The sequence below is a fragment of the Dactylosporangium sp. NPDC005572 genome, assembly GCF_040605515.1.
GTDB lineage: Bacteria > Actinomycetota > Actinomycetes > Mycobacteriales > Micromonosporaceae > Dactylosporangium.
Genome location: NZ_JBEXCY010000121.1, coordinates 12,963 through 33,392, shown reverse-complemented (window position 1 = coordinate 33,392; position 20,430 = coordinate 12,963). Strand labels below are relative to the sequence as shown.

General features: G+C 67.3%; 12 protein-coding genes and 2 pseudogenes. 5 read left to right on the top strand and 9 right to left on the bottom strand.

Going from position 1 to position 20,430, the window contains the following annotated elements; all coding sequences use genetic code 11:
- Window positions 1-2,933: DNRLRE domain-containing protein (locus tag ABZS66_RS39735; RefSeq protein WP_354767095.1), on the bottom strand; the 2,933-nt coding region annotated here is incomplete at its 3' end.
- Window positions 2,934-3,244: 311 nt separating this feature from the next.
- On the opposite strand from ABZS66_RS39735, the gene ABZS66_RS39730 reads away from it, so the two are divergent.
- From ABZS66_RS39730 to ABZS66_RS39720, 3 genes and pseudogenes are all read left to right on the top strand, one after another.
- Window positions 3,245-3,772: a hypothetical protein gene (locus tag ABZS66_RS39730; protein ID WP_354767093.1), complete on the top strand. Its 528-nt coding sequence runs from the start codon at window positions 3,245-3,247 to the stop codon at window positions 3,770-3,772.
- Between the two features lie 520 nt (window positions 3,773-4,292).
- A pseudogene (locus tag ABZS66_RS39725) lies at window positions 4,293-4,391 on the top strand (IS6 family transposase); the annotation flags it as partial.
- A gap of 309 nt (window positions 4,392-4,700) precedes the next feature.
- On the top strand, window positions 4,701-5,507 hold the full coding sequence (locus tag ABZS66_RS39720; protein WP_354767099.1) for a hypothetical protein: 807 nt from the start codon (window positions 4,701-4,703) through the stop codon (window positions 5,505-5,507).
- A gap of 46 nt (window positions 5,508-5,553) precedes the next feature.
- Here the strand turns inward: ABZS66_RS39720 and ABZS66_RS39715 are convergent.
- The 7 genes and pseudogenes from ABZS66_RS39715 to ABZS66_RS39685 form a co-directional block, all read right to left on the bottom strand.
- Window positions 5,554-5,688: pseudogene (locus ABZS66_RS39715) on the bottom strand (IS3 family transposase); the annotation flags it as partial.
- Between the two features lie 353 nt (window positions 5,689-6,041).
- A complete protein-coding gene (locus ABZS66_RS39710; protein ID WP_354767091.1) occupies window positions 6,042-8,141 on the bottom strand; it encodes a choice-of-anchor D domain-containing protein in 2,100 nt (699 codons plus the stop codon).
- A 611-nt stretch (window positions 8,142-8,752) separates the two neighbouring features.
- Window positions 8,753-9,010: a hypothetical protein gene (locus tag ABZS66_RS39705; RefSeq protein ID WP_354767089.1), complete on the bottom strand. Its 258-nt coding sequence runs from the start codon at window positions 9,008-9,010 to the stop codon at window positions 8,753-8,755.
- A gap of 873 nt (window positions 9,011-9,883) precedes the next feature.
- Window positions 9,884-13,672 (bottom strand): tetratricopeptide repeat protein, encoded by a 3,789-nt coding sequence (locus ABZS66_RS39700; RefSeq protein ID WP_354767088.1) that lies wholly within the window; start codon window positions 13,670-13,672, stop codon window positions 9,884-9,886.
- A gap of 572 nt (window positions 13,673-14,244) precedes the next feature.
- Window positions 14,245-15,159, bottom strand: a complete 915-nt coding sequence (locus ABZS66_RS39695) for an IS982 family transposase (protein ID WP_354767086.1) — start codon at window positions 15,157-15,159, stop codon at window positions 14,245-14,247.
- A gap of 56 nt (window positions 15,160-15,215) precedes the next feature.
- Window positions 15,216-15,560, bottom strand: a complete 345-nt coding sequence (locus ABZS66_RS39690; RefSeq protein ID WP_354767084.1) for a hypothetical protein — start codon at window positions 15,558-15,560, stop codon at window positions 15,216-15,218.
- Between the two features lie 543 nt (window positions 15,561-16,103).
- The gene (locus tag ABZS66_RS39685; RefSeq protein WP_354767082.1) at window positions 16,104-16,451 is read right to left on the bottom strand and encodes a trypco2 family protein; all 348 of its coding nucleotides are present in this window, start codon (window positions 16,449-16,451) and stop codon (window positions 16,104-16,106) included.
- Window positions 16,452-16,506: 55 nt separating this feature from the next.
- Between ABZS66_RS39685 and ABZS66_RS39680 the strand changes: the two genes are divergently transcribed.
- Window positions 16,507-16,740 (top strand): integrase core domain-containing protein, encoded by a 234-nt coding sequence (locus ABZS66_RS39680; protein WP_354767097.1) that lies wholly within the window; start codon window positions 16,507-16,509, stop codon window positions 16,738-16,740.
- A 21-nt stretch (window positions 16,741-16,761) separates the two neighbouring features.
- Here the strand turns inward: ABZS66_RS39680 and ABZS66_RS39675 are convergent, their stop codons facing one another.
- Window positions 16,762-16,932: a helix-turn-helix domain-containing protein gene (locus tag ABZS66_RS39675; protein ID WP_354767080.1), complete on the bottom strand. Its 171-nt coding sequence runs from the start codon at window positions 16,930-16,932 to the stop codon at window positions 16,762-16,764.
- 871 nt (window positions 16,933-17,803) lie between these two features.
- Here ABZS66_RS39675 and ABZS66_RS39670 point away from each other — a divergent pair.
- Entirely contained in the window at window positions 17,804-20,275 is a 2,472-nt protein-coding gene (locus tag ABZS66_RS39670; protein ID WP_354767078.1) for a serine protease, read from the top strand.
- Window positions 20,276-20,430 lie beyond the last annotated feature (155 nt).

Genomic DNA, 20,430 nt, shown 5'->3' with positions numbered 1-20,430 from the left:
GTGGTCTTGAACCACAGGCTGATCGACTGGTACGAGCTCTCCGTGGCCAGCTTCTTCGGCAGCGTCACCATCGAGGTGGTGCCGTTGAACGTCGCCGACGTCGAGGTGGAGTTCGGCAGCGCGGCGGTACTGCCGAGGGTGACGTTGCTGTAGATGCCGTTGTCGATGCCGTCGTTGGACAGCACCCCGCTCTTGGCCTGGGTCTCCCCCGACGCTTCGTTGAGCCGCCAGTGCGAGTACGGGCCGGTGTTGAGGACGGCGCCGTTGTGCTGGTTGACCGTCTGGTACTCGTAGGTCGCGCAGTCGGTGGTGGTGCCCGGTGGACACACCTTCGTGAGCTTGTCGGCCGTGTACGTGTAGATCCACGTCAGCGCGCTCGACGGTACCGCCGCATCCACCGGGTCCGTGGCGACGGTGGCGACGTGTGCGGCCGTGGCGCCGGACGGCGTGGACCAGGTCAGGTTCAGCGTCCGGTTCGACGCAACGGACTTGAGCTGGTCGACCTGGTTGCTGGCGTTATACCGCACCGTCAGCGCGCGGCCGTTGCTGTCGGTGATCTTCGTCAGGCCGTACCGGCCGGTGGCGAGGCTCTTGGTGAACTCGTAGGTGGTGGTGTCCTTGTCGGTCAGCGAGTAGCCGCCGGTGATCGGTTTGAACACCGAGTAGCGGCCGGATGCTGGCGCCCAGGTGCCGTCGTTGTTGCGGCCGAACGTCACCTCCTGGCCGTTCGGGTAGCGCACCACCGCGGTCTGCAGCACGCTGCTCGCGTCCTTGCCCTCGGTGACCTGCATGTCCACGACGGAGGACCAGCCCTGCCCGAAGGCGGAGTTGCGCACGTCGAGGCTGTTGTAGTCGCGCGAGATGGCCAGCGCGGGCCCGACGGCGTTGACCTGGGCGTCGACGTCGTTGGTGGTGTAGTTGCCGACGCTGCCCTCGAAGCCTTTGCCGCCGTTCTGGGCGAGTGACGAGCTCACCAGTTGCTGCGGCACGGCGGTGCTGAATACGTACGGCACCGGCGGCGCGGTCGCGAGCGAGACGCGGTCGTCGACCTGGACCATGTACATGTACGTCTTGCCCCAGGACAGCGTCCCGGCCGGCGGCTTCCAGTAGCCGTTGGTCCAGCCGGACGAGGTGATCTGGACGCCCTGGTCGTTGAGGAGCAGGAAGTTGTACCGCAGGCCCCGGTTCGGGTACGTGTCCGTGTCGCTGCCCTTGGCCGAGAACTCCGGGGTCAGCGTGTTCACCGTCGTGTTGTTCGCCGGGTAGCGGGCATCCAGCTGCGGCGGCGCGTTCGTCGAGTAGTTGATCTCCAGGAACGGGTCGCACTCGGTGTTACCGAAGTAGCTCGGGCAGATCAGGCTGGTGTTCGACGAGGTGAACCGCTTCCACGCCGCGGTGTCGTTCTCCGGCGCGGTGAGCGCCAGGCCGTAGGTCCCGCCAAGTGTCGCCCAGTCGATCATTTTCTCGGTGTCCAGCCAGGGCGCCGACCACACACCCTGGTTGCGCACCTGACCCGAGTTGGTGCACGCCGCCGAGCTGCTCGGCGAGTCGGTTGCCATCAGCTTGTTGGTGTCATAGCCCGGCATCGCGTTCCACGTGACGCTCGCCGCGTTCCAGCCGTTCGTGATCGGATACACGTTGTACGGCCGGGCCACACAGGGGTTGCCGTCCGCGTCGCCCTGGTAGGTCATGAAGATGTACAGCCGGGCCGAGTCGAGCTTGTATCCGTCGGTGGCCAGGACCGGTGGGAAGTTCTCGAAGTTGATGAAGGTCCGGGCGATCTCGCTGCCGTTGTGCGAGCCGACGGCCAGGGTCGGCTCGGTGTTGCGCACGCCGTTGGGGTCGGTGTTGATCGCGTACGTGTCAGCCGGGGTCGTCCGCGTCGTCTGCGGGTCGAGCACGACCGGGAACTTGCGCTTCGGGTCCCGCAGCCACGTGCCGTCGATGGTGACCTTCAGCGCCGGGCCACCGTCGACCTGGACCAGCTCGTGCCGCACGCCGTAGGAGACCTCACCCGCACCGGCGTGGCTGTTGGAGGCGTCCTCCATGAACCCGACCGGCATCACCAGCGCCACCGCACCGGCCGCGGTGACGAACTCGACCTCGCCAGCCGCGTTCAGCCGCGGCGTCAGCCCCTTGAGCCGCAGCGGATACACGTACTCGGTCGGCACGTCCGCCGACCGCAGGATCAGGTTCTCCTTCGCCCCCGTCGACTTCGCGCCCAGCTCCAGATCGACATTCGGGAACACGTTGCGGTACTTCGCCACAGACCGGTCGACGCTCGCCTTCGGCAACACGGCACCATCGAGCGAGTAGCCCAGCTCCGCATCCGGCCCGACGACGATGCGGACGAGCTCGTCGTCGCTGGCCGCCACCGCCGCGGCACCAGCGGTCGGCACCTCCGTGCCATCGGCCTCCAGGGCCCGCACCGCACCGGGCGCGAAACTCACCTTGAACGAGTTCGCCGTGGTCTCCAGCCGCCGGTCACCGCCGGCCCGCAGCGCGCTGTCGATCGGCTGCCAACTGCCGTCAGCACCCTTGAAGTTCACCGGCCGGTCGTAGACGCGGCGGGTGTACGTCCCATCGGCGTTCTGGAACACGTCAGCCTTCGCCGTGCCCATCGACGGCACGCGCCTGCTCGTCGCAGCGTCGAAGCCCTTCTTCGCCGGGCCGGTCGACCTGTCCTTCACCTCAGGAGTGAACGGCGTGTACCGCTTGAGCTCGTTCGGCGACTTGCGCTTCGACTCGGCGTCGCGGGCCATCGGTGCCGTCGCGTAGTGGCCGTCGGCGCCCTTGCCGCGCTGCTGCTGCGGCACCTTCGGGTCCTCACGCGCCCACGACGGCGTCGCCAGCCAGTCCCGCAGCCACGACCAGCCGACCAGACCCCGCCCGGCCGGCACCAACGCGACCGGCAGCCCCAGGCTGAGCAACACGGCAAGCACCGTGACGACACTCACCCGGCGAGCCGCCCGTCCCAAACCAGGCACCGTCCGACCGAAACTGGGCACAGCTCGACGACCGCGCACGGCCAGCCTCCCCCGCGAAACCGATGTTGCAACTTGCAGGCGCGAGCAGTTTGCTGGCCGTGACGGCCCGACCACAAGACGTTCGTAAATATCGGTGACCTTGATGCTCAGATATCCAGTTTGGGCGATTCGTGATCTTCAGCAGATGGTCTTTTGAAGATCGCCGCAAGCCGCTATGGTCATGCCGCACACCGTGTTCCGGCGGGGAGGTGACCGCGGTGCCGCAACGGTTTCGCGCCTGGTCACAGGCCCTCACCCGGCGCCAGCGCTATGCGGGCGGGGCCACTGTGCTGCTTATTGTCGCGGTGCTCGCTACCTGGCTGCTGTGGCCGTCCGGGTCGGCCGAACCGCCGCCACGGGAACGGCAGTACAAGGCTGTCACCGCCTGCCTGCTCACCGACGACCGCGACCTCACCGCCGACCCCGCCCGCACCGCCTGGGCCGCCATGCAGGAAGCATCGGTCCAGAGCCTCGTGAAGGTCCAACACCTCGCCATCACCGGCCCACAGACCGCCGCCAACGGTCTCACGTACTACAACACCCTTGGCGTGCAGAAATGCACCGTCATCATCGCCGCCGGCGACATCCCCGTCGCCGCCATGGTCGAAGGCCTCGCCGCCTTCCCAGCCATCAAGCACTACGCCATCGGCGGCGACCCCAAAGGCAAACCGATCACCACCATCGACGCCACGTCGGCAGACACAATCAAGGCGGGCATGAGAGCCGCTATCACCGCAGCCGGATAGCGCGTCATCGGCGACCCACCTCAGCGAACACTGGCCCGCCGAATCCTCGCCCCCAAGGAATACGCCCCCACACCACAGCAGGCGACCGCGGCCAGTCGGTTAGGTCCAGTACCGGGCAAGGAGCTGGCGGTGCCAGCGCAGCAGTGTGGCGACGTGACGAAGAACGCCGACCAGCGAGCGCGAAGCAGCAGCCGAGACAGGTCCACAAGGACGAGCCGATCTTCTTGGCCGAGCTCGGGGCGGTTGGACCTGGCGGCGCAGAACCGCGACCTGGTGCCGGAGAACTAACACTTCGACATCCTTGGCGCTGAAATGTCCGGCTCCGTTGATGCCGACACCAGGGGTCGGTGAAGCGTAGTTGGCCACCTCCACGAGGTCGCAGTCGCGGACGTCGATGGCCCGATTACAGAAGGGCAGTTATCACACCTGTCGGCGGGCGTGGCAGCGATGCGGGCCGTCGTTCGTACTCTCGTGATGGCGGTGGTTCGGCCCTGCGCCATCAGCCCCGCCACTCCCGTTCATCCAGAACCTCCGCCGCGGCCACCACGGACTCGGCGTCGACACCCCACGCGGTCTCCGCATCGCCACGGCGTTCACCGAACTCGCTCACGCCGTCTGACTTCAGACACGATCACCGGGTTCACCGCGCCACCCATCGAGACAATGCAACCGTGCCGGTCAGACGCCTGGTGGGCCACACCTGCAAATGCGCTCGCGCTGCTGGTCGAGCTCTACCGCCACCCGGTGGTCGCCGGATCACCGCCGTTCGGGCAGCCGCCTGACGCGACGGCCGGCCACTCTTGCCTGGATTGGCGACATCGAGGCGATCGGCAGAATCGCCGCTTCTCGATGGCTCCAAGCTGTCGTTCGCGGGGCCATATCACGGCCCGCGGCGTGCTATCGTCCGCGCGAATCTCAGGAGGTGGTCGTGCGCGCGGCGGTGTTGCGGACGGGTGTGGTTGCGGCGGCGGTGCTCGGCTCGGCCATTCCTGCTGCGCCGGCGTCGGCGAAGTTGCCGTCCGGGTCGGACTTCGGCGTGACGGTGCCGGACATCACCGGTGCGCTCGGTGAAACCGTCTCGGTGCAGTACAAGATCACCAACAACAGCAAAGCGTGGGCTTACTACAGTGACGTGAAGATCGAGGTCCGCAGCCCGTCGGGGATGGTGCTGGCCGACTTCGATACGGCGTATCCGGCGGTCCGCTGCCCGGTCCTGAAGCCCAAGATACTCGCCCAGTGCTCCTCCACGACCCGATTCCCGCCGGAAGCAACGGTGTCGCTGGAGTTCCGCATCACCAACGTCAGCGCGCCCGCCACAGGTATCAAGGGCTACGTCAAGGTGATCGTGTACGGCGACCCGGTGGTGGACAACAACCTCGCATTTTTCACGTTCCGGACGGTTGCTGGGGAATCGACCCCGACGGCTGGGGTCAGCACCCCCGCACCCACCCGATCGCCGACGCGCTTGGCGGGTTCGGCGAGGCCGAGCTCCAGCTCCGCCCGCCCGACTGCATCCCCAACGGCCATGACGGAAGAGCTCGTCGCGGCCACCACGGACGTGGAGACGCCGATAGCCGAGCCGGCCGATCCCGCGCAGGCACGGCCGGCCAGTTCGGCAAGTCGGTACGTCCGCTGGATCGGCGGTGGCGTCTTCCTTGTCGCTCTCGGCACGATCGGTGCACTGATCGTATGGCGTCGACGCCGGGGCTCGGAGTCGTCCGTGTTTCATCCGTAGGTTCAGGGTCGGAGTCCAGGCTGCGCCGCGTGCGTTGCCCGGCGGTCAGGGCCTCGACAACCAGTTCCGTGCGCATGTGCTCGGCGATGGCGTAGCCGGCCAGTCGCCACGCGTGCAAGCCGATCACCGTGGCCTGGTGGAGGAACCCGCGTTCACCGACGGGCAGGTACGTGATGTCACCGGCCGCGGTAACAAGATTGGCGAGGACGAACGAACCCGAGGCTGGTGTGCAAAGCTCCTCCCAGTCCGGGGGCGGCTGATCGGCGAGTTCGGGAACCGGGGTGCCGTCAGGAGCGCGCACGACTTCTTGGGGTCTCGCTCGTGACGACACCATCCCGTGTCATCGTTCCGACGCGTACGAGGTACGGAGCGCGGACAGGGTCTGGGCGCTGCGCGAGGCATCGCTGCTGGCCGCCCTGGACGCGGGACGCGGTTCAGTGGTGCCTGCCCCCAGCCACTCGGGCGGGGTGTTCCAGTCGCGACCTGGACCGGCGGGCCAACTCGAAGCAGCAGACGACTGAGCAATCTGCCGATCTATCGCAGTGGTTGCCGCTCCGGTGTGCCGGTCGAGCTGGCACGCAGCGGACCTTGCTGAGCAAGACCTGCGGCCTGAGCCGCCGGGACTGATCCGGGCAGGAACTCGAACGTTCCGGACACGTCGATGACCACGTCGACCTTCCACGCCGCGTTGAACACGTTGAACTTGTTGCCCGGGCCGACGGGCACGAACGCGGCGTTCGGCCGGACCTCGTGCGGGGTCAGGTTCAGGTTGCTCACCGTCGGCTTGGTGCCGCCCGTCGCCCACAGGCTCAGGTACGTCGAGTTCGCCGGGTCGACCCCGGTCACGTTGGCCACCAGCGCATACGTGTCGTCACCTGCGACCGATGGCGGGGCGGTGACCGTCTTGGTGCCGGCGCCGGTGAACGTGCCTGCACCCAGCCCGTCCCGCGTGTCGACGATCCGTGTCGGGGTCAGCGGGTGGAACCGCAGACCACCCGGGATCTGACCGTCATCGTAGAAACCGAAGATGTCCACGACGATGTGCGTGCTGCCGCTGGAGTAGTTGCCGACGCCGATCGATGGGTAGCCGTTACCGCCGCACTCATAGCACCACGCGGTCGGAACGACCGCCAGGTTCGGCACCACCGAGCCCGGCGTGAAGTTCAGCGTCGACGCGTTCGGCCGTTGATCAAAACCGTTCCACGCCGTCACAAACCCGCCCATGGTCGGGGTGACCGCGGTGATGTTCACCGCGAGGGCCCGGATGTGCGAGTTGTACTCCGCCCCGTAGCTGACCGGAATCTTCACGTACTCGAACGGGCGCAGTGGTCCGCCGAACGCCGGGTCGCGGCTGTCGAGGAGGCGTTGCGGCTGGGTCGGCCAGTACTGTCCGGCGGTCGACTGATGGGTGTCGTCGTAGGCCAGGTAGTAGCCCATCACGTCGGCGATGATGTGCACGTTACCGGCGGCGTTGAAGATGTCGACCTGACCGTTGGCGCCGACCGGCACGGTGACCGAGTTCGCACCCGTCCACCCCGCCGGGAAGTTCAGGCTCGACGCCGTCGGGCGGCCGACGCCGGTCGGGTAGAGAGTCAGGTAACCCGCCGAGGTCGGACCGGTCACCGTCACGTTCAACACGACCGCCGAGACCGTGCTCAACGGCACATAACCACGGCCCGTGACCTGCAGGTGCAGCGTCCGGCCGCCGCCGAGCGGCGCCTTCGGCGCACCGTTGCCCTCCCGGGTGTCGAGCAAGCGGAATGGGCTGACGGGCCGGTATGTGCCTTCAGCGCCCGCGTGCACGGTCATCTTGAGCTTGACGATCCGGTACTGGTTCTGGCTGTTGTCAGGGATCTTCACCTGGGCCTCGTAGGTGCCGACCGCTGTGGGCGTCGCGACGACGCCGATCGAGCAGGTCTGCCCATAGCCGATCGCGGACTGCGTGCAGGTGTTGCCCTTGATCGCGAACGCGCTGGCGCCGGTGCCTTCGACAGACGCCGCACCGAGCTGCAGCGGGCTGGTGCCGGCGCCGGTGAACGTCACGGTCCGGGATGCAGCGTGGGGCTGTGGCCCCATGCCGAGATCGACGTCACCGAAGTCGACCATTGCATCAGACTGGACCGCCTCGACGTAGCCGTCCGGTGCATGCCACCGCACCTCACCCCACTGCGGGCCGCCCGCGCCCTGGGTGCAGCTGGCGTCGCCTTCCTTGTGCCAAAAGGACAGCGATGTGATCCAGTTGTTTGCGTCACGGCTGATCGACCGGATGATGAGCGTCCCGTCGCCCGCGAGGCAGCCTCCATCGCCGTCAACCCGCAACTCGTACTCCGGGGAGATCCTGGACACCGGGAAGGTGCCGGCGACGATCTGCTGATCGTACGGCGCGAAGATCCACATGGAATAGTAGCGGCGCGTCGATGGGTTCTGATCGGTCGTTTCAACCTCGATCTGCACTGCCTCGCGGCCAGTGCCGGGACCGCCGCTGGGCCAGTGCGTTAGCGTGATCGTGCCGTTGTCCGGGGTGATGGCAACGCTGTGCCGGCCATTGAGAATGAACGCGTCGTAAGGCGCGGTCGGCGCAGCGAACGCAACGCCGGGCAGTGCCGCAGCGACGAGGGCGAGCACAACGGTCATGGTGCGCAACAGGCGCATGAATCCCCCGACTTGCCGCGGCTGATCCGACTGAAGATCGCATGGAATGTTAGCGATCTTGTGGCGCCTGGCGTAGTGGACATTCGGCTGATCTGATGGCTGCCCGCCGCGCTCGGAACCTCAACCTGACATCCTCGACCGATTCGCTCACCATTTACTGCAAAGCCGGTCGAGGTTAAGGCTGCGGAGCCGGAAGCCCGCCATGACGGCCGCAAGGGGTGGATGTAGGCGGCACCCACCGCCAGGCCGTCAACGCAGGCAGCGTCTGGAGCCGGTACGGCCCGTGACCACCAGGCCGCCGCCAGCCCCACCGCCCAGACCCGACCCCGACCCGCAACAGCCGGGAACCGACCAGACTGTCCGCGGCGAACACTCGCACCGAACGAGCTCGCCGGCCGAGAGGACTGCCGTGTCGGCGATCTCCGCGCACACGCCGGCCAGCACTGTGATGACCCGTTCCCGAAGCGTGGGTCCGGTAGGCCCGGACTGGAGCAGCTGCTCGAGCTGGTCGAGGATCGCGTCCTCCGGGCGCACGTCAGCGCGCTGCGCTCGCCGCTCGGCCGCCGTGTCGCGTGCGGGTGCAGGCAGCGCGGTCAGCCTCGCCCGCTGCCCCCGGTCAGCGGTGGTGCGGCATCCACGACGCGCCGGACGTGATCCTCCATCGCGGCGTCTTCCGCCTGGGCCCGCGCGGCGGCCCCCTGCTCACGCCGCAATACCCGAGCGTCGGCCGGACGCTCCGCCAGAAGGCGATCACGGAGGGGCGCCGCCAGGGCCGCAAGGCGCTGGCGTTCGTCGTCGGCGAGTGCGCCGATCATCTGCTCGATGTGCCAGAAATCGAAATCCGTCGGCATCGGCTCACTATGGCATCCGGCATCGCCGACGCCGGATGCGCTGGTGGCTGCGACCCGCTGGGATCTGGCTGGTGGGCACGGTCCCGCACGGGTTAGGTGATAACGGGTTTTACGTCACCTGGCACTCGAAGCATCTGATCCGTAGCTCGACCGTGGACCACGCCAGCCGGCGGGCGCACTACACCACGGCTGTGGGGGGCTCCAGCGACCGTGCTCCAACGCGGTGGTCTCGGAGCTGGCGCCCTCCGAGCTGCCAACCAGGCCGGGCATGCCGGTGCCGCCGGATCATGTCAATCGTCCTCGCTCGCCGATGGCGGTGCATGTTCCGTATCTTCAGCGGTGTGGCATGAATGCGAGGACTTCCTCCGCCGCGCCGGCCCACCACCCTCGCCGAGATCGACAGCCTCCTCCGCCAGTGACACATCACCGGCGGACCCGGCTGGCTGATCGACATGCTCGCCCTCACCCACCTACGCCTTCAACATCAAACCGCTGACGCAACGATCAACACAGTTGCAGTCCCATGATCGCGACCAGAGTGGTGTCGCCTCTAGCGACCATCGATCCGAACGGGATCATGATGTCCAAGTCGCGACCACTCGGTGTCACTTCCCGCGACCGAAGCCACGGGTCGGCGCGGACGCACCTGTCACGACGACGGAGATGCCTCACCAAGTTCGTCATTGACCTGGACCTGCCCGACGATTCGTCGGCAGAATGACGATGGCAACGACGGCCCGAGACACCACGCGTCGTCGCGCAAGAATCCCGTTCGACGAGGTCATCGTCAAGAGTATGCACGCTTCCGACCGGATGGGCGCCGGTGCCGGGGGCTACCTGCGCCTGCGCAGGCTCTGATGGCGATCGGTCCGGTCACGTGGCAAGCCCCTTGTCGTGGACGGCTTTGATGTAGTCGACGACTGCCGTAGGGAGGGTCCGCCTGGTGACCTTCGTCCAGCAGGCGCGGAGAACATCCCAACCGAGGTCTGCCGTGAGCCGGGCGAGGCGGTCCAGGGCAGGCCTGGCCAACGGATGCGGGAACGTGTCGAAGGCGGCGACGCTGCGGACCATCCAAGTCATCGCCATCGGGCGGTCGCCGCGGGCTTCAGCGAGCAGACCGAGCTGCCCGCAGCTGAGCGCTACGCCGGGAACATCTTGAAGGTCCAGTTTGATGGCGAGAGCCTTGTGGTACCACAGTTCGGCGGTATCGAACTCTCCGCGGTGTTGGGCGACGAGGCCTAGCTGGTGGTAGCCGGTGGCCACGCCAGGCTGGTTGTCAAGGGCCGTGTCGATGGCGACGGCCTTCCGGTACCACCGCTCGGCAAGATCGAGACGGTCCTGTTGGTGGGTGACGATGCCTAGCTGGTGGTAGCTGGCGGCCATGCCAGGTTGGTCACGAAGGGTCTCCGCGATGTGCAGCGACTGCAGGTGCCACCGTTCGGCGGCGGAAAGCTGCCCTCGCAGCTCGGCGACCACCCCGAGATGGTGATAGTGGATGGCCATGCGGCGCTGGTCACCGAGGCGCTTGCTGAGGTCGAGGGCCTGCTGATACAAGTCCTCGGCGGTATCCAGCTCCCGCGCCGATTCGGCGACCGTACCAAGCTGGTGGTAGGCAGCGGCCATGCCGGCATGGTCACGAAGGCGACGCCGGATCGCGAGCGCTTCTTCGTACAACCCTTTGGCAGCGGCCAGATCCCCCCGCAGTTGGGCGATAGTGCCGAGCTGGTGGTAGCTGTCGGCCCTGCAGGGATGGTCACCGAGGCGCTCGCTGAGGGCGAGGGCCTTCTGGTACCGCTCTTCGGCAGCGGCCGGGTCCCCCTGCCGTTGAGAAAGTATGCCTTGCTGGAGGTGGGTGGCCGCCAGGTCGGCCGATCTCGCCGGGCTCTCGGGCTGGGCGGCGATCAGGTCGTGCAGCTGGCCGAGGGTGTGGCTGGCTGGGTCGAGCTCGTAGGCGTCGGCCTGGTGGCTGGCCTGGTATGAGCGCATGGCCAGCCACAGCGCGCCTGCTGGTGTTTCCGGTCCGGGTGAGCTGCCGTCGGCCGGTGTGGTCACTTGCAGGATGTGCTCGGCCCAGCTCCTGGCCTCAGCGCGTAGGCCGCGTGTGTCCCAGTACCGCATCAGGATCATGACAATGGCACCCGCGGCAAGGTAGTCGGTGAGCGCGAGGGCGTTGCTGAGCATGACTCCGAGCGTATGGCGCTGGACATGAATGATCGCGAAAGCGTCCGGGGCGTCGCCTGTCTTGAGCCGATGGGCGAGCTCGTAGGCGTAACGGGCGTGGGCGTCAACGAGCGCGTGTTCGGTGGCTGTTCGCTGACCGTCGTAGCTGTCGCCGTGCTGGCGCTGCCATTGAACGGTCAGGTAGGCCGGCAGCGCGGGGTGCAAGGTGTACATGTTCGCGTCGACGGCGATGAGCAGTCCGAGGTTCGCGGCCCGGTCCAGCAACCCGGCCCAGGCCTCGGCGCTGCGGTCCCGGAACTGGGCAGGGGATTCGGGGGTGATCGAGAGCCGGGCCAGCACAGCGGCGTCGATGGCGTTGTGGAACAGGCTGAGCACAACGAGGGCCTGCTGCTCGTCGCTGGTGAGATGACGGTAGGAGTAGTCGAGACTGGCCGTCAGGGACACCGTCCTGTCGTGCTGGTCGGCGCCGAGCAGTGATTCGCCAGTGCCGCGCAGGGCTGCCAGGATTGCGGCAGCGTCGGCGGTGTGCAGATGCGGCAGCACGAGTCGCATGCTCAGCGGATGCCCGTCAAGCCAGGTCATCAGGTCGGCGAACGTCGGGGTGCCGCGGCGGTTCGCGGCGTCCGGATAGGGCTCCAGGAGGATGTCGGTGAACTCGTCGGCCTCCTCCCGACCGAGACCGACCACCTCAATTCTGCCCAGGTTGCCGAGCCAGCCCTCGGTGCTGCGGCTGGTGATGAGAATGACGCTGTCACCCGCGCCAGCCGCAGTTAGGAAGTCGGTCAACTCGCGATGGCTCGTCTCGCTCAGCGGTGCAGCGCCGCCCGGGCCGGCCATGGTGGACACCGACTCGAAATTGTCCAAGATCAGCAGGAGTCGGTACCTGTGGAGCAGGGCGAGGACCTGCGCGCGGCGTCGCTCGTCGTCGAGCTGGGCGAACTCGGGCCCTCGCAGGCCTATCCCGACGGCGTTGAGGACCCCGGTCAAACCGAACGACGCCACACCGGGTTCGAATGAGTGCCAGATCACCCGCTCCGGCCGCTCGACGCCGCCGGTGTCGCGCCACCATCGGCCGAACGCCTTCGCCAGTTCCGTCTTGCCCGTGCCGGCCGAGCCGTGCAGCAGCACCACCTGGTGCACTCGAGCCGCGGTTTCCAGTTCGTAGAAGAGCCCGTCACGGCCCACGAACTCGCCGACTGCGGCCAGCGGGTCACCGGCGTCGCTGAGGTCACCACCAGCTGGCCGGCGCTGGACCTGCTCCGGGCTCGCGTCCGAAGACGTTCCTGCCGAATCCGCGGTCGGGTCGCGTCGCAGCTGGGGAAAGGTGACGTCGTGCCGGGCGTACAACACCGGCACCAGCCAGTCCTCCAAGGGCAGCGGCCCCTTCGGGCTCGGCCTGTCCTTTCGTCGCGCCAGCCGCAGCCGACCGGCGCTGACCGCGTCGGCGACCTCAGCGCCGGCGAAAAGTCGGTCATAGAACGCCGTCATGAACTCCGCAGCCGCGACCGCATACACGTTGAACGCCATCGCCACCACCGCAGGCGTCCCGCGATGCAACAGCTCCGTCGCCACCGCGGAGCTCAGATCCTCGCCTGACGCGCCTGACTGACAGGCGTTGAGGACTACCAACGGCACCTGGGCCTCGACCAGCACATCGGCGACTTGGCTGGCCGGAACAGGGTGCTGGCCACCAGCGGCTCGTTCGAAAACGAGCACCCCCTCCTCCGGCGGTAGGTCCTGCGGCGTTGCCGTCGGACCTGACCCGGGTCGGCGCCGGCTGCCGGTCGCGCCGTGGCCGTCGAAATGCACGACCTGAAACGGTGTCCCGGCCGCCCGCGCCGATGCAAGTTCCTGCCGCAGACAGTCCAGGGTCGGCGGGCGCAGCACGACCAGATCCACCTCACCTCGGACCGTCTCCAGGCGTGCCAGCAGGGGCCGGGCCACCATGCGGTAGTCGACGTCGCGCTTACCAGCGGGCCGGGCGATCACCATTAGCACCCGTAGCCGTTTGCCCTCCGCGGCGACGGTTTTCGCAGGACCTGCCGGCAACGCTCGCCGCATCCGCACGCCGTCCAGCACCAGCGGCACTGGCCGCCCCGGATCCATCAGTAATTCCCACGGCAAACCCAGCCAACGTGTCGACGCGGACCGCACCACCACCTCGATGGGGCCACCCTGCCGCCGCACCTGAAGATACGCGTCACGCGTCAGCTGCAGCCTGCCGAACACCGCATCAAACGCAACCATGCCCCACTTCGCGAGGCTCGCAGCCACCAGCTCACCGCGGTCCTGATTAGCCCCGTACGGGGCGCGCAGGTAGTCCTCCAGGTACCAGCGCAAGTCCTCTGTTTCCGTCTCGCTCAACGACCACTCGAACGGATGCGAAGGACCAGGCACCAGCCGCGCACCGGCCACGGCGCCCGACACCGAGACGGCGACTCGACCATCTCGGCTCAAATCGATCATCAAGCGCGTGGTCACCGCCCGCACCAGCCCCGACGCAGCGACGACAAGATCACCCAGCGTTGCGACACTCCACTCACAGAGTCACCATGTCTTGGCAACTGCTGGGACGCCACCCGCCAACCGGACGGTTCGGGCGGGTTAGACCGCAACGGAACGCACGCCCACACTTGCGGCCTGCTACATTGATTGCACTAGATCACTGTTTGACCAGGGCCGGCTGGCACATTGCCGTGGCACACCCGCTGCGCAACAGCATGCCGTCGCGCAGCCGCGGTACCAAGCCACCAGCAGCCTCTGACGGCCCCGCGAGCTGGCACCTCGCGAAGCGCCATACACGCCGCCACAAGCATCGCTCGTACGCTGCTCGCCGCCGCACCGCACGCACGACACGCGACCGCAGTCGATCATCCTGGCCCGGCAAGATGCCCCTCGCCATTCCGGCCAGTCACCGGATGTCACACAGCGACCAGGCAGCCCACGGCGAGTACCCGCATACCGCGCCGACGCGTGATGTAACCGATCGACCATCGTGGCTGCATCACACCAGCGAGTGAGGCGACCGCCAACTAGATGACCTATTCCAAGGGTCAGTGGTCGTAGGCGGTGAGGGAGCGTAGGACTGGCGCGTCGGTCTTGTCGTTGTGCCAGATGGCCGCGGTGAGGGCGAGGATGCGTTGCAGGACGCGGACGGCGACGCCGGCCGGGGTGTGGCCGCCGTGGCGTTCGAGGTCGAGTTGTCCTTTGAACGTTTGGTTGATCGATTCGATGGTCTGCCGTAACGGTTTGAACAGGTGGGCTCCGGGGCGTGGGGTCTCACCTTTGCGGGCTGGGCGGAGCAGGTCGATGCCGGCTTCGGTCAGGGCGCGTTCGAAGTCCTTGCCGTAGTAGTGCTTGTCGCCGATCAGGGTCTGTCCCGGCCGGTCACCGGCCAGGGTGGGATCGGCGGCGAGGATACCGAGCAGGGTTTGCCGTTCGTCGGCTTTCGCACCGGTCAACGCGAACCCGATCGGAAGTCCGCCGAGGGTGCAGACCAGGTGCAGGCGCAGGCCCCAGAAGTAGCGGGAGTGCGAGGCACAGTAGCCGTACTGTGCCCATCCGGCCAGGTCCGAACGTCGGGTGGTGTCCTTGGAACGGCCGCACTCGACCGGGGTCGAGTCCACCACCCACACGTCGTCGGACCACAGCGTCGTGTCCACGGCCAGCATCCTGATCATCGTGGTGATCATCGTGGCGGATCGTCGTAGCCGTTTGTTGTAGCCGGGCTGGCGGGGCAGGTAGCGGAACAGGTGGCCCAGATGCTGGTGGGCGTGGCGCATCCAACGGGCTTCGGAGGTGAACCCGAGCAGAGCCTGCATGACCGCCAGGGTCACCAACTCGGCGTCGGTCAGCTTCGGCGCGATCCCGACCCGTGGCCGCCAGGGCGCCAGGTCGGGTGCTTCTTTGAGCAGGTCATCGGTCCTGACGTAGAGTGCGGTCGCGAGGGTGTCCAGGTCGTTCGTCACACAATGATCATGGACACCCTCGTCTATGCCTCATCACACCCCTTGGAATAGGCCGTCTAGTCGAACTCCTCCTCATCAGGAGTGGCAACGGTCGTCTGGGTGACCGCATCGATGATCGCGTCGTCAACGTCATCCTCTAGTGCGTCGAGAACGTGGGCACGAAGGTCCTCGAGCTGGGCGCGCTGGCCGCCGTTCTTCAGGTCCGTGTACATGGTCCACGCCAGGGCTGCCGTGCTCACCACCAGGCTCGCGACAGCGATCGGGTCGACAAACTGGAGGGACGGCTGGCGCGACCGGCGCGCGTCCAGGACGGCCTCGACCTCGACCGGCAGGAGCTCCCCGAAACGGGGAGTCAGGATGCGTGCCGCGCGGCGAGCCACGTGCGCAGTGCGGTCCGTCACGTTTGATCCTTTCATACGGTCGCAGGACTGCTCAGCGACACCATGTTGAATGACCGAGTCAAGCCAGAATTCGCCCGAGTCACAGGTCGCGGCGCGGACAGCACGTCCTACCCGGCGCAAGGCGCCCGCAGCGCCAACGCCACCGGAACACGCCCCGACCGATCCGGCGCGCGGTGGAGCGCATGATGAACCCGGCGATGTGCTCCTCGACCCGTCTCCCGTCGCCGGTCTTCTGGACCTTGCGTATCCGATCGTGGTGCACTACACCGGACGCACCCCGGACACGGCCGCCCACACCGTGACGGCGCCCACCCACCGCTCGGCCTCGACCTGGACGAGGACCGCGTCCAGTGTCGGATGCCGCCACACAACGGTCCGGGCAGTTCCTCGCCACCCGCGATGATCCGGGCATGGGTGTCGTCGGCGACGACGTGCGCTGCGGTCAGCACCAGGTCTGCGGCGACGGCGAACCCGGAACCGCGCCCGGTCCCGGCCCGGAGCACCTCGACAACCCGCGTGTGCACGTCGTGGATCGTGCTCGGCTCAGTCGCCGTGCATCTTGAGCTTGCCGCCGGTGCTGCCGGCCTCCGGTTTGAGGACGAGTTTCACGAGGTGGGTGGCGCTGGTGGCGTGGTCGATCCCGCCGCCGATCGTGACGACGCTCCACAGCCCGGCTTTGGCTTCACCTTTTCGGGTGTTGGTGACGACGACCTGCAGCTGGACCTCGACGCTTTCGCAGGTGAACGACACGTCGTGCTCCTGCCCTTGTGCCCGGTCGACAGCCTCTCTGAGCTGCTCGCGGAGACTTTCCAGTGCATCGGCCAGCAGCAGTTCGCCGTGTACGAGGCCGCCCTGGGCAAGTTTTTCGACAGCGTCCATATCGACCTTCATACCGTGTCCGTTTCCGGACCGTCAGTAACCGTTCGGACAGCACACCCCACCGGAACTGCCTTGCCGGGCCGACAACACCCTCGCGGAGTCGTCCAACGCCACCTTCAAACGCGAAACCCTGCAAGGCCGCCGCGCGTTCACCGACGAACGCGAAGCACGACTCACAGCGTTCCGCTGGCTGCACCGCTACGACACCATCCGCCGCCACTCCCGGCTCGGACACCAATCCCCGATGACCTACGAGAACAACACCCATAAAGCACCGACTACGCTCACCCAAGCCGCGTAACCCCCTGTCCAAGATCAAGGGTCAAGGCCCTCCCTCGCGGTCAAAGGCATCTACCCACCGCCACACCGTTTTCGGCGTGACCTGAAACGCCTTCGCTGCAGCTGCCTGCCTCATCCCAGCCTTCACCGCGACGACCACCCGCCGACGTAGATCCTCTTGCGCCTGCGGGGAAAGCCGCCGAGCGTCACGCATTACAACACCCATACACGCCCAACGATCACGGCATGTTGAGTGCCGCGTCAATGTCTATCGGCAGGCCCTAACTGAACGGCGTTGCAGCTAGCAGGCGGGCTGGGACAGGCGGCGACAGACCTCGGACGTGACAGTCACGCCGACATGTACGGCGCTGCAATCCGGTGACAAGGTGGGGTCGCGGACACCGTATGGGGATCCCAGCACCAGGCGTGCTCGACCCGATCGGCGTGTTGGCCGTGCCGGCACAGGCCTCCGGCGTACGGCATCTGTGCCGTTGTGGCCAGGGCGCCGGTGTTGCGGAGGCACACCATTCGGCCCGCGGTAGCAGGGCGCCCGCATCCAGTCGCGGCCGTCACATGGGGGCGACGATGCCGTCCGCGGCGGGTGCGGATTGGACGGCTGGATGCGGACCTCGGCCTGCCGGTCGTGCCCCCAGCATACTCACGTCGCTCTTTGGCGTGATGCGACCGGTGACAGGAACGGTCGTCGCCGCATAGACGTACATCGCCGTCCGAACGGCTGGCGACATCCGGTCATGGGCGCGGTAAGAAGAGCGATGTGTAGCTTCCTGGGTGTACACGGCGAACTGTTTGGCTGACGTGCTGGAGCGCTCGCGTGAGGGTTTCAACGAGAGTGTCGACCGAACGCAGCGCTACGGCTGTCGTTCTCGGGCGAGAGCGTTGTGGTTCAGTTGCAGGTGCACGTGACGAACACGAGTGGGGCGAAGCGCGGGCTGGGTTGTGGGGCGTCGCCACGGTCAGCGGCGGAGTTGGTCATGTATTCGGCGCCGCCTACCCCGTGGAACTCGTGCACACCTGCGGCGAGGCGAACCGGGGCGGGCTCAGGTTGAGCGGCGGCTGATGGTCATATGGTCGACGATGTGCGCGCCCGGGTGGTCGAGGTACTGCGCGCTGACGTTGGGCGGGGAACCGGGTTCGCCGTCGCCGCGGACTTGGTGTTGACAGCACAACATGTTGTCGCCGACGACGCTGAGGTCCGTGTCATCACTGGCGGTCAGGAACTGTCCGGCTTTGTTGTCTGGCGGGATCCAATACTTGATGCCGCGCTGGTGCGGGTGGTGCCCGGCCGGTGGGACGGCATCAACACGCGGTGGGCAGCTGCGTCGGGTGTTGCACCAGTGGAGTGCACCGCGATCGGGTATCCGAAGGTGCAGAAGACCGAAGATGGCACCCGAGTCGAGGAACACATCGCAGGGTTCATCATGCCCAAGGCCGGAGAGTCAATCGGCCGGTACGCGATCAACGTCGTCAGCGCGCTGCCGTATGACCTGCCGCGCGGCGGTTCACCGTGGTCGGGGATGTCCGGCGCGGCGGTGCTGACTGCTGACGGGCGTCACGTGCTCGGCATGCTGATCGAAGATCCGACTGGGTACAAGTCGTCGCGGCTGGAGGCAGTGCCCGTCGCGCGCCTGGTCGCCAATGCAGGCTTTGCCACGCTGGTGGGGGTTGGAACAGCCGCGTTGGTGACGGTGACCGGTGGCCCTGGTGAGGGCACCACCGGCGATGCGACGTATCCACTGTTTTCGTTTGCGCGTGAGCAGTACGCCAGCCCGCTTGAACTCGCCGAAGCAATGGCGCAACATTGGGACGCTGCGGTCGAGCTGTTCATGCAAGCCCGGGACCGCACCGCGTTGCGCGACTGGTTGGAGCTCGACGTGCGTGACCGGACGCTGAGCAAGACCCGCCTTCGCCGCGACTTCCTTGATCGCGCCGGGGCGCGAGCTGCCGTCGCTGAGTTCGTCGCTACGTTTGCCCCGCATACGCCGCCAATCTACGCTGGCGCACCCGCGGACGTCGATACCCTGCAGCGTACCTGCGCTGCGGCGATCGCCGGGAACACCGACGCGGCGCGGCTCGTCACCGAGATCCGGCGCGAGAATGTGCTGCGCTTCCTCGCCCGTCACGAGGGCGATGACCGTACGATGCTGCACGACGTGGCGCCCCTCTGGGATCGGCTCGTTGCCCGGGTGGACGACATCGCCGCGAAGGTGCCCGGCGGCACGGCCGCCAGCGGGTCCGACGGCACCGCCGACGCGCGGGCCCTGGCTGCGCTGCTCGACCCCGACGGGCCGGGCACCCAGCTACGACGGTCTTCAGCGGCCACCTGGGCACCTCAACCGGACGATCCGCCGTGGTGGACGGAACTGTGTGCGGCGACCGCATCGGACGATGAGACCGATGGCCTCGCCGTGCTGGTGGTGCTGGATGTGCTGCGCAAGACCGCCGAAGCGGAGCGAGCGCGGGCGCGACAGCAGCGCGAGACCGAGTGGCGCCAAACCCAGAACCGCATCGAGCAGCAGCGGCGTGACGCCGCTGCAGCGGCGGCGACGGCCCGGCGCCAGGAACAGGAACGCATCGAGCAGGAGCGGCGTGACGCCGCTGCTGCGGCGGAGATGGCCCGGCGCCAGGCACAGCAGGAGATCCGAGACCAACGAGAACGGGCCGTGCTGATGTCGGTGGCGGCTGTGCCAGCCGCAGCAGTTGCCCTCGCCGTCAGCTGGATGCTGGGCCGCTACGCGGTGGTCCCCGTAGTGTTCCGCTGGCGCTCCGTGGTGGACGGCTCACACAGCCTGGACTGGCCGTACGTTCTGCTTGAGACGGGTGTGGGTCTGTCGACACTAGGGTTGCTGTGGGGCTGCGTGTCCATCCGGTGGCCCCGGAAGCCCTCTTGGTTCCGCGGTTGGCTCGCCGCAGCTGTCGTGCTCGTCACCATCGTGGCACTGCCGGTCCTAGCCTTCGTTTGGCATGCGCATGAGCGTGTCCGGGATGCCCAGGCGATCATTGACGGCTACGTCAGGGAAGGCTGCGGCCCAAGGCCGGTCGACCCTGCCGATGCTCAGGTCGTGGCAATCCTGCATCGCGGGGTAGACACGGGGGATGGCTGCCGCACTGCCACCATCACCCGCGACGGCGCCAAGCTCGGCGACCACGACCTGCCCGGTGGCTCGCGCTTCGACACAGGCGTCGGGTGGTACGCCGAAGGGGACACGCTCGTCACGATCGTGCACCGCGGCGCGGCCTGGGACGTCGTTGGTCTGTCGCTGACGAGCCCGCCGGAGCAGCTGTGGAAGGTACCCGTCCCCGCGATCAAACTGTGGGTTCCTCCGTCCCACGGCCGGCTCCAGCACCTGCTGGTGGTCGCTGACGAAGACGAAGTCCTTGGAGTCGACCTGCGGACCGGTACCACAGCGTGGAGAGTCGGCTGCCCGGGCGGCTCGGACCTCGTCGAGGTCCGGTCTGGCGGCCCGACCGGAATGCTCATGATTTGCGCCGATGCGCACCTGCAACTGGATACCGCCGGGCATGTCAAACGCAGCTGAAGACCCCGGTCGGACGAGCCGGCCGGTACGGCACGATGCCCTGTGCGGGGCCAAAACGCCGCTACGGACGCTGAGCTGCAGCGTTACGCGGCCCGTTCGTATTCACTGAGCAAGCCTCCGAGGACCTGCCGACGGATGATCCGGTGCTGGGCGAG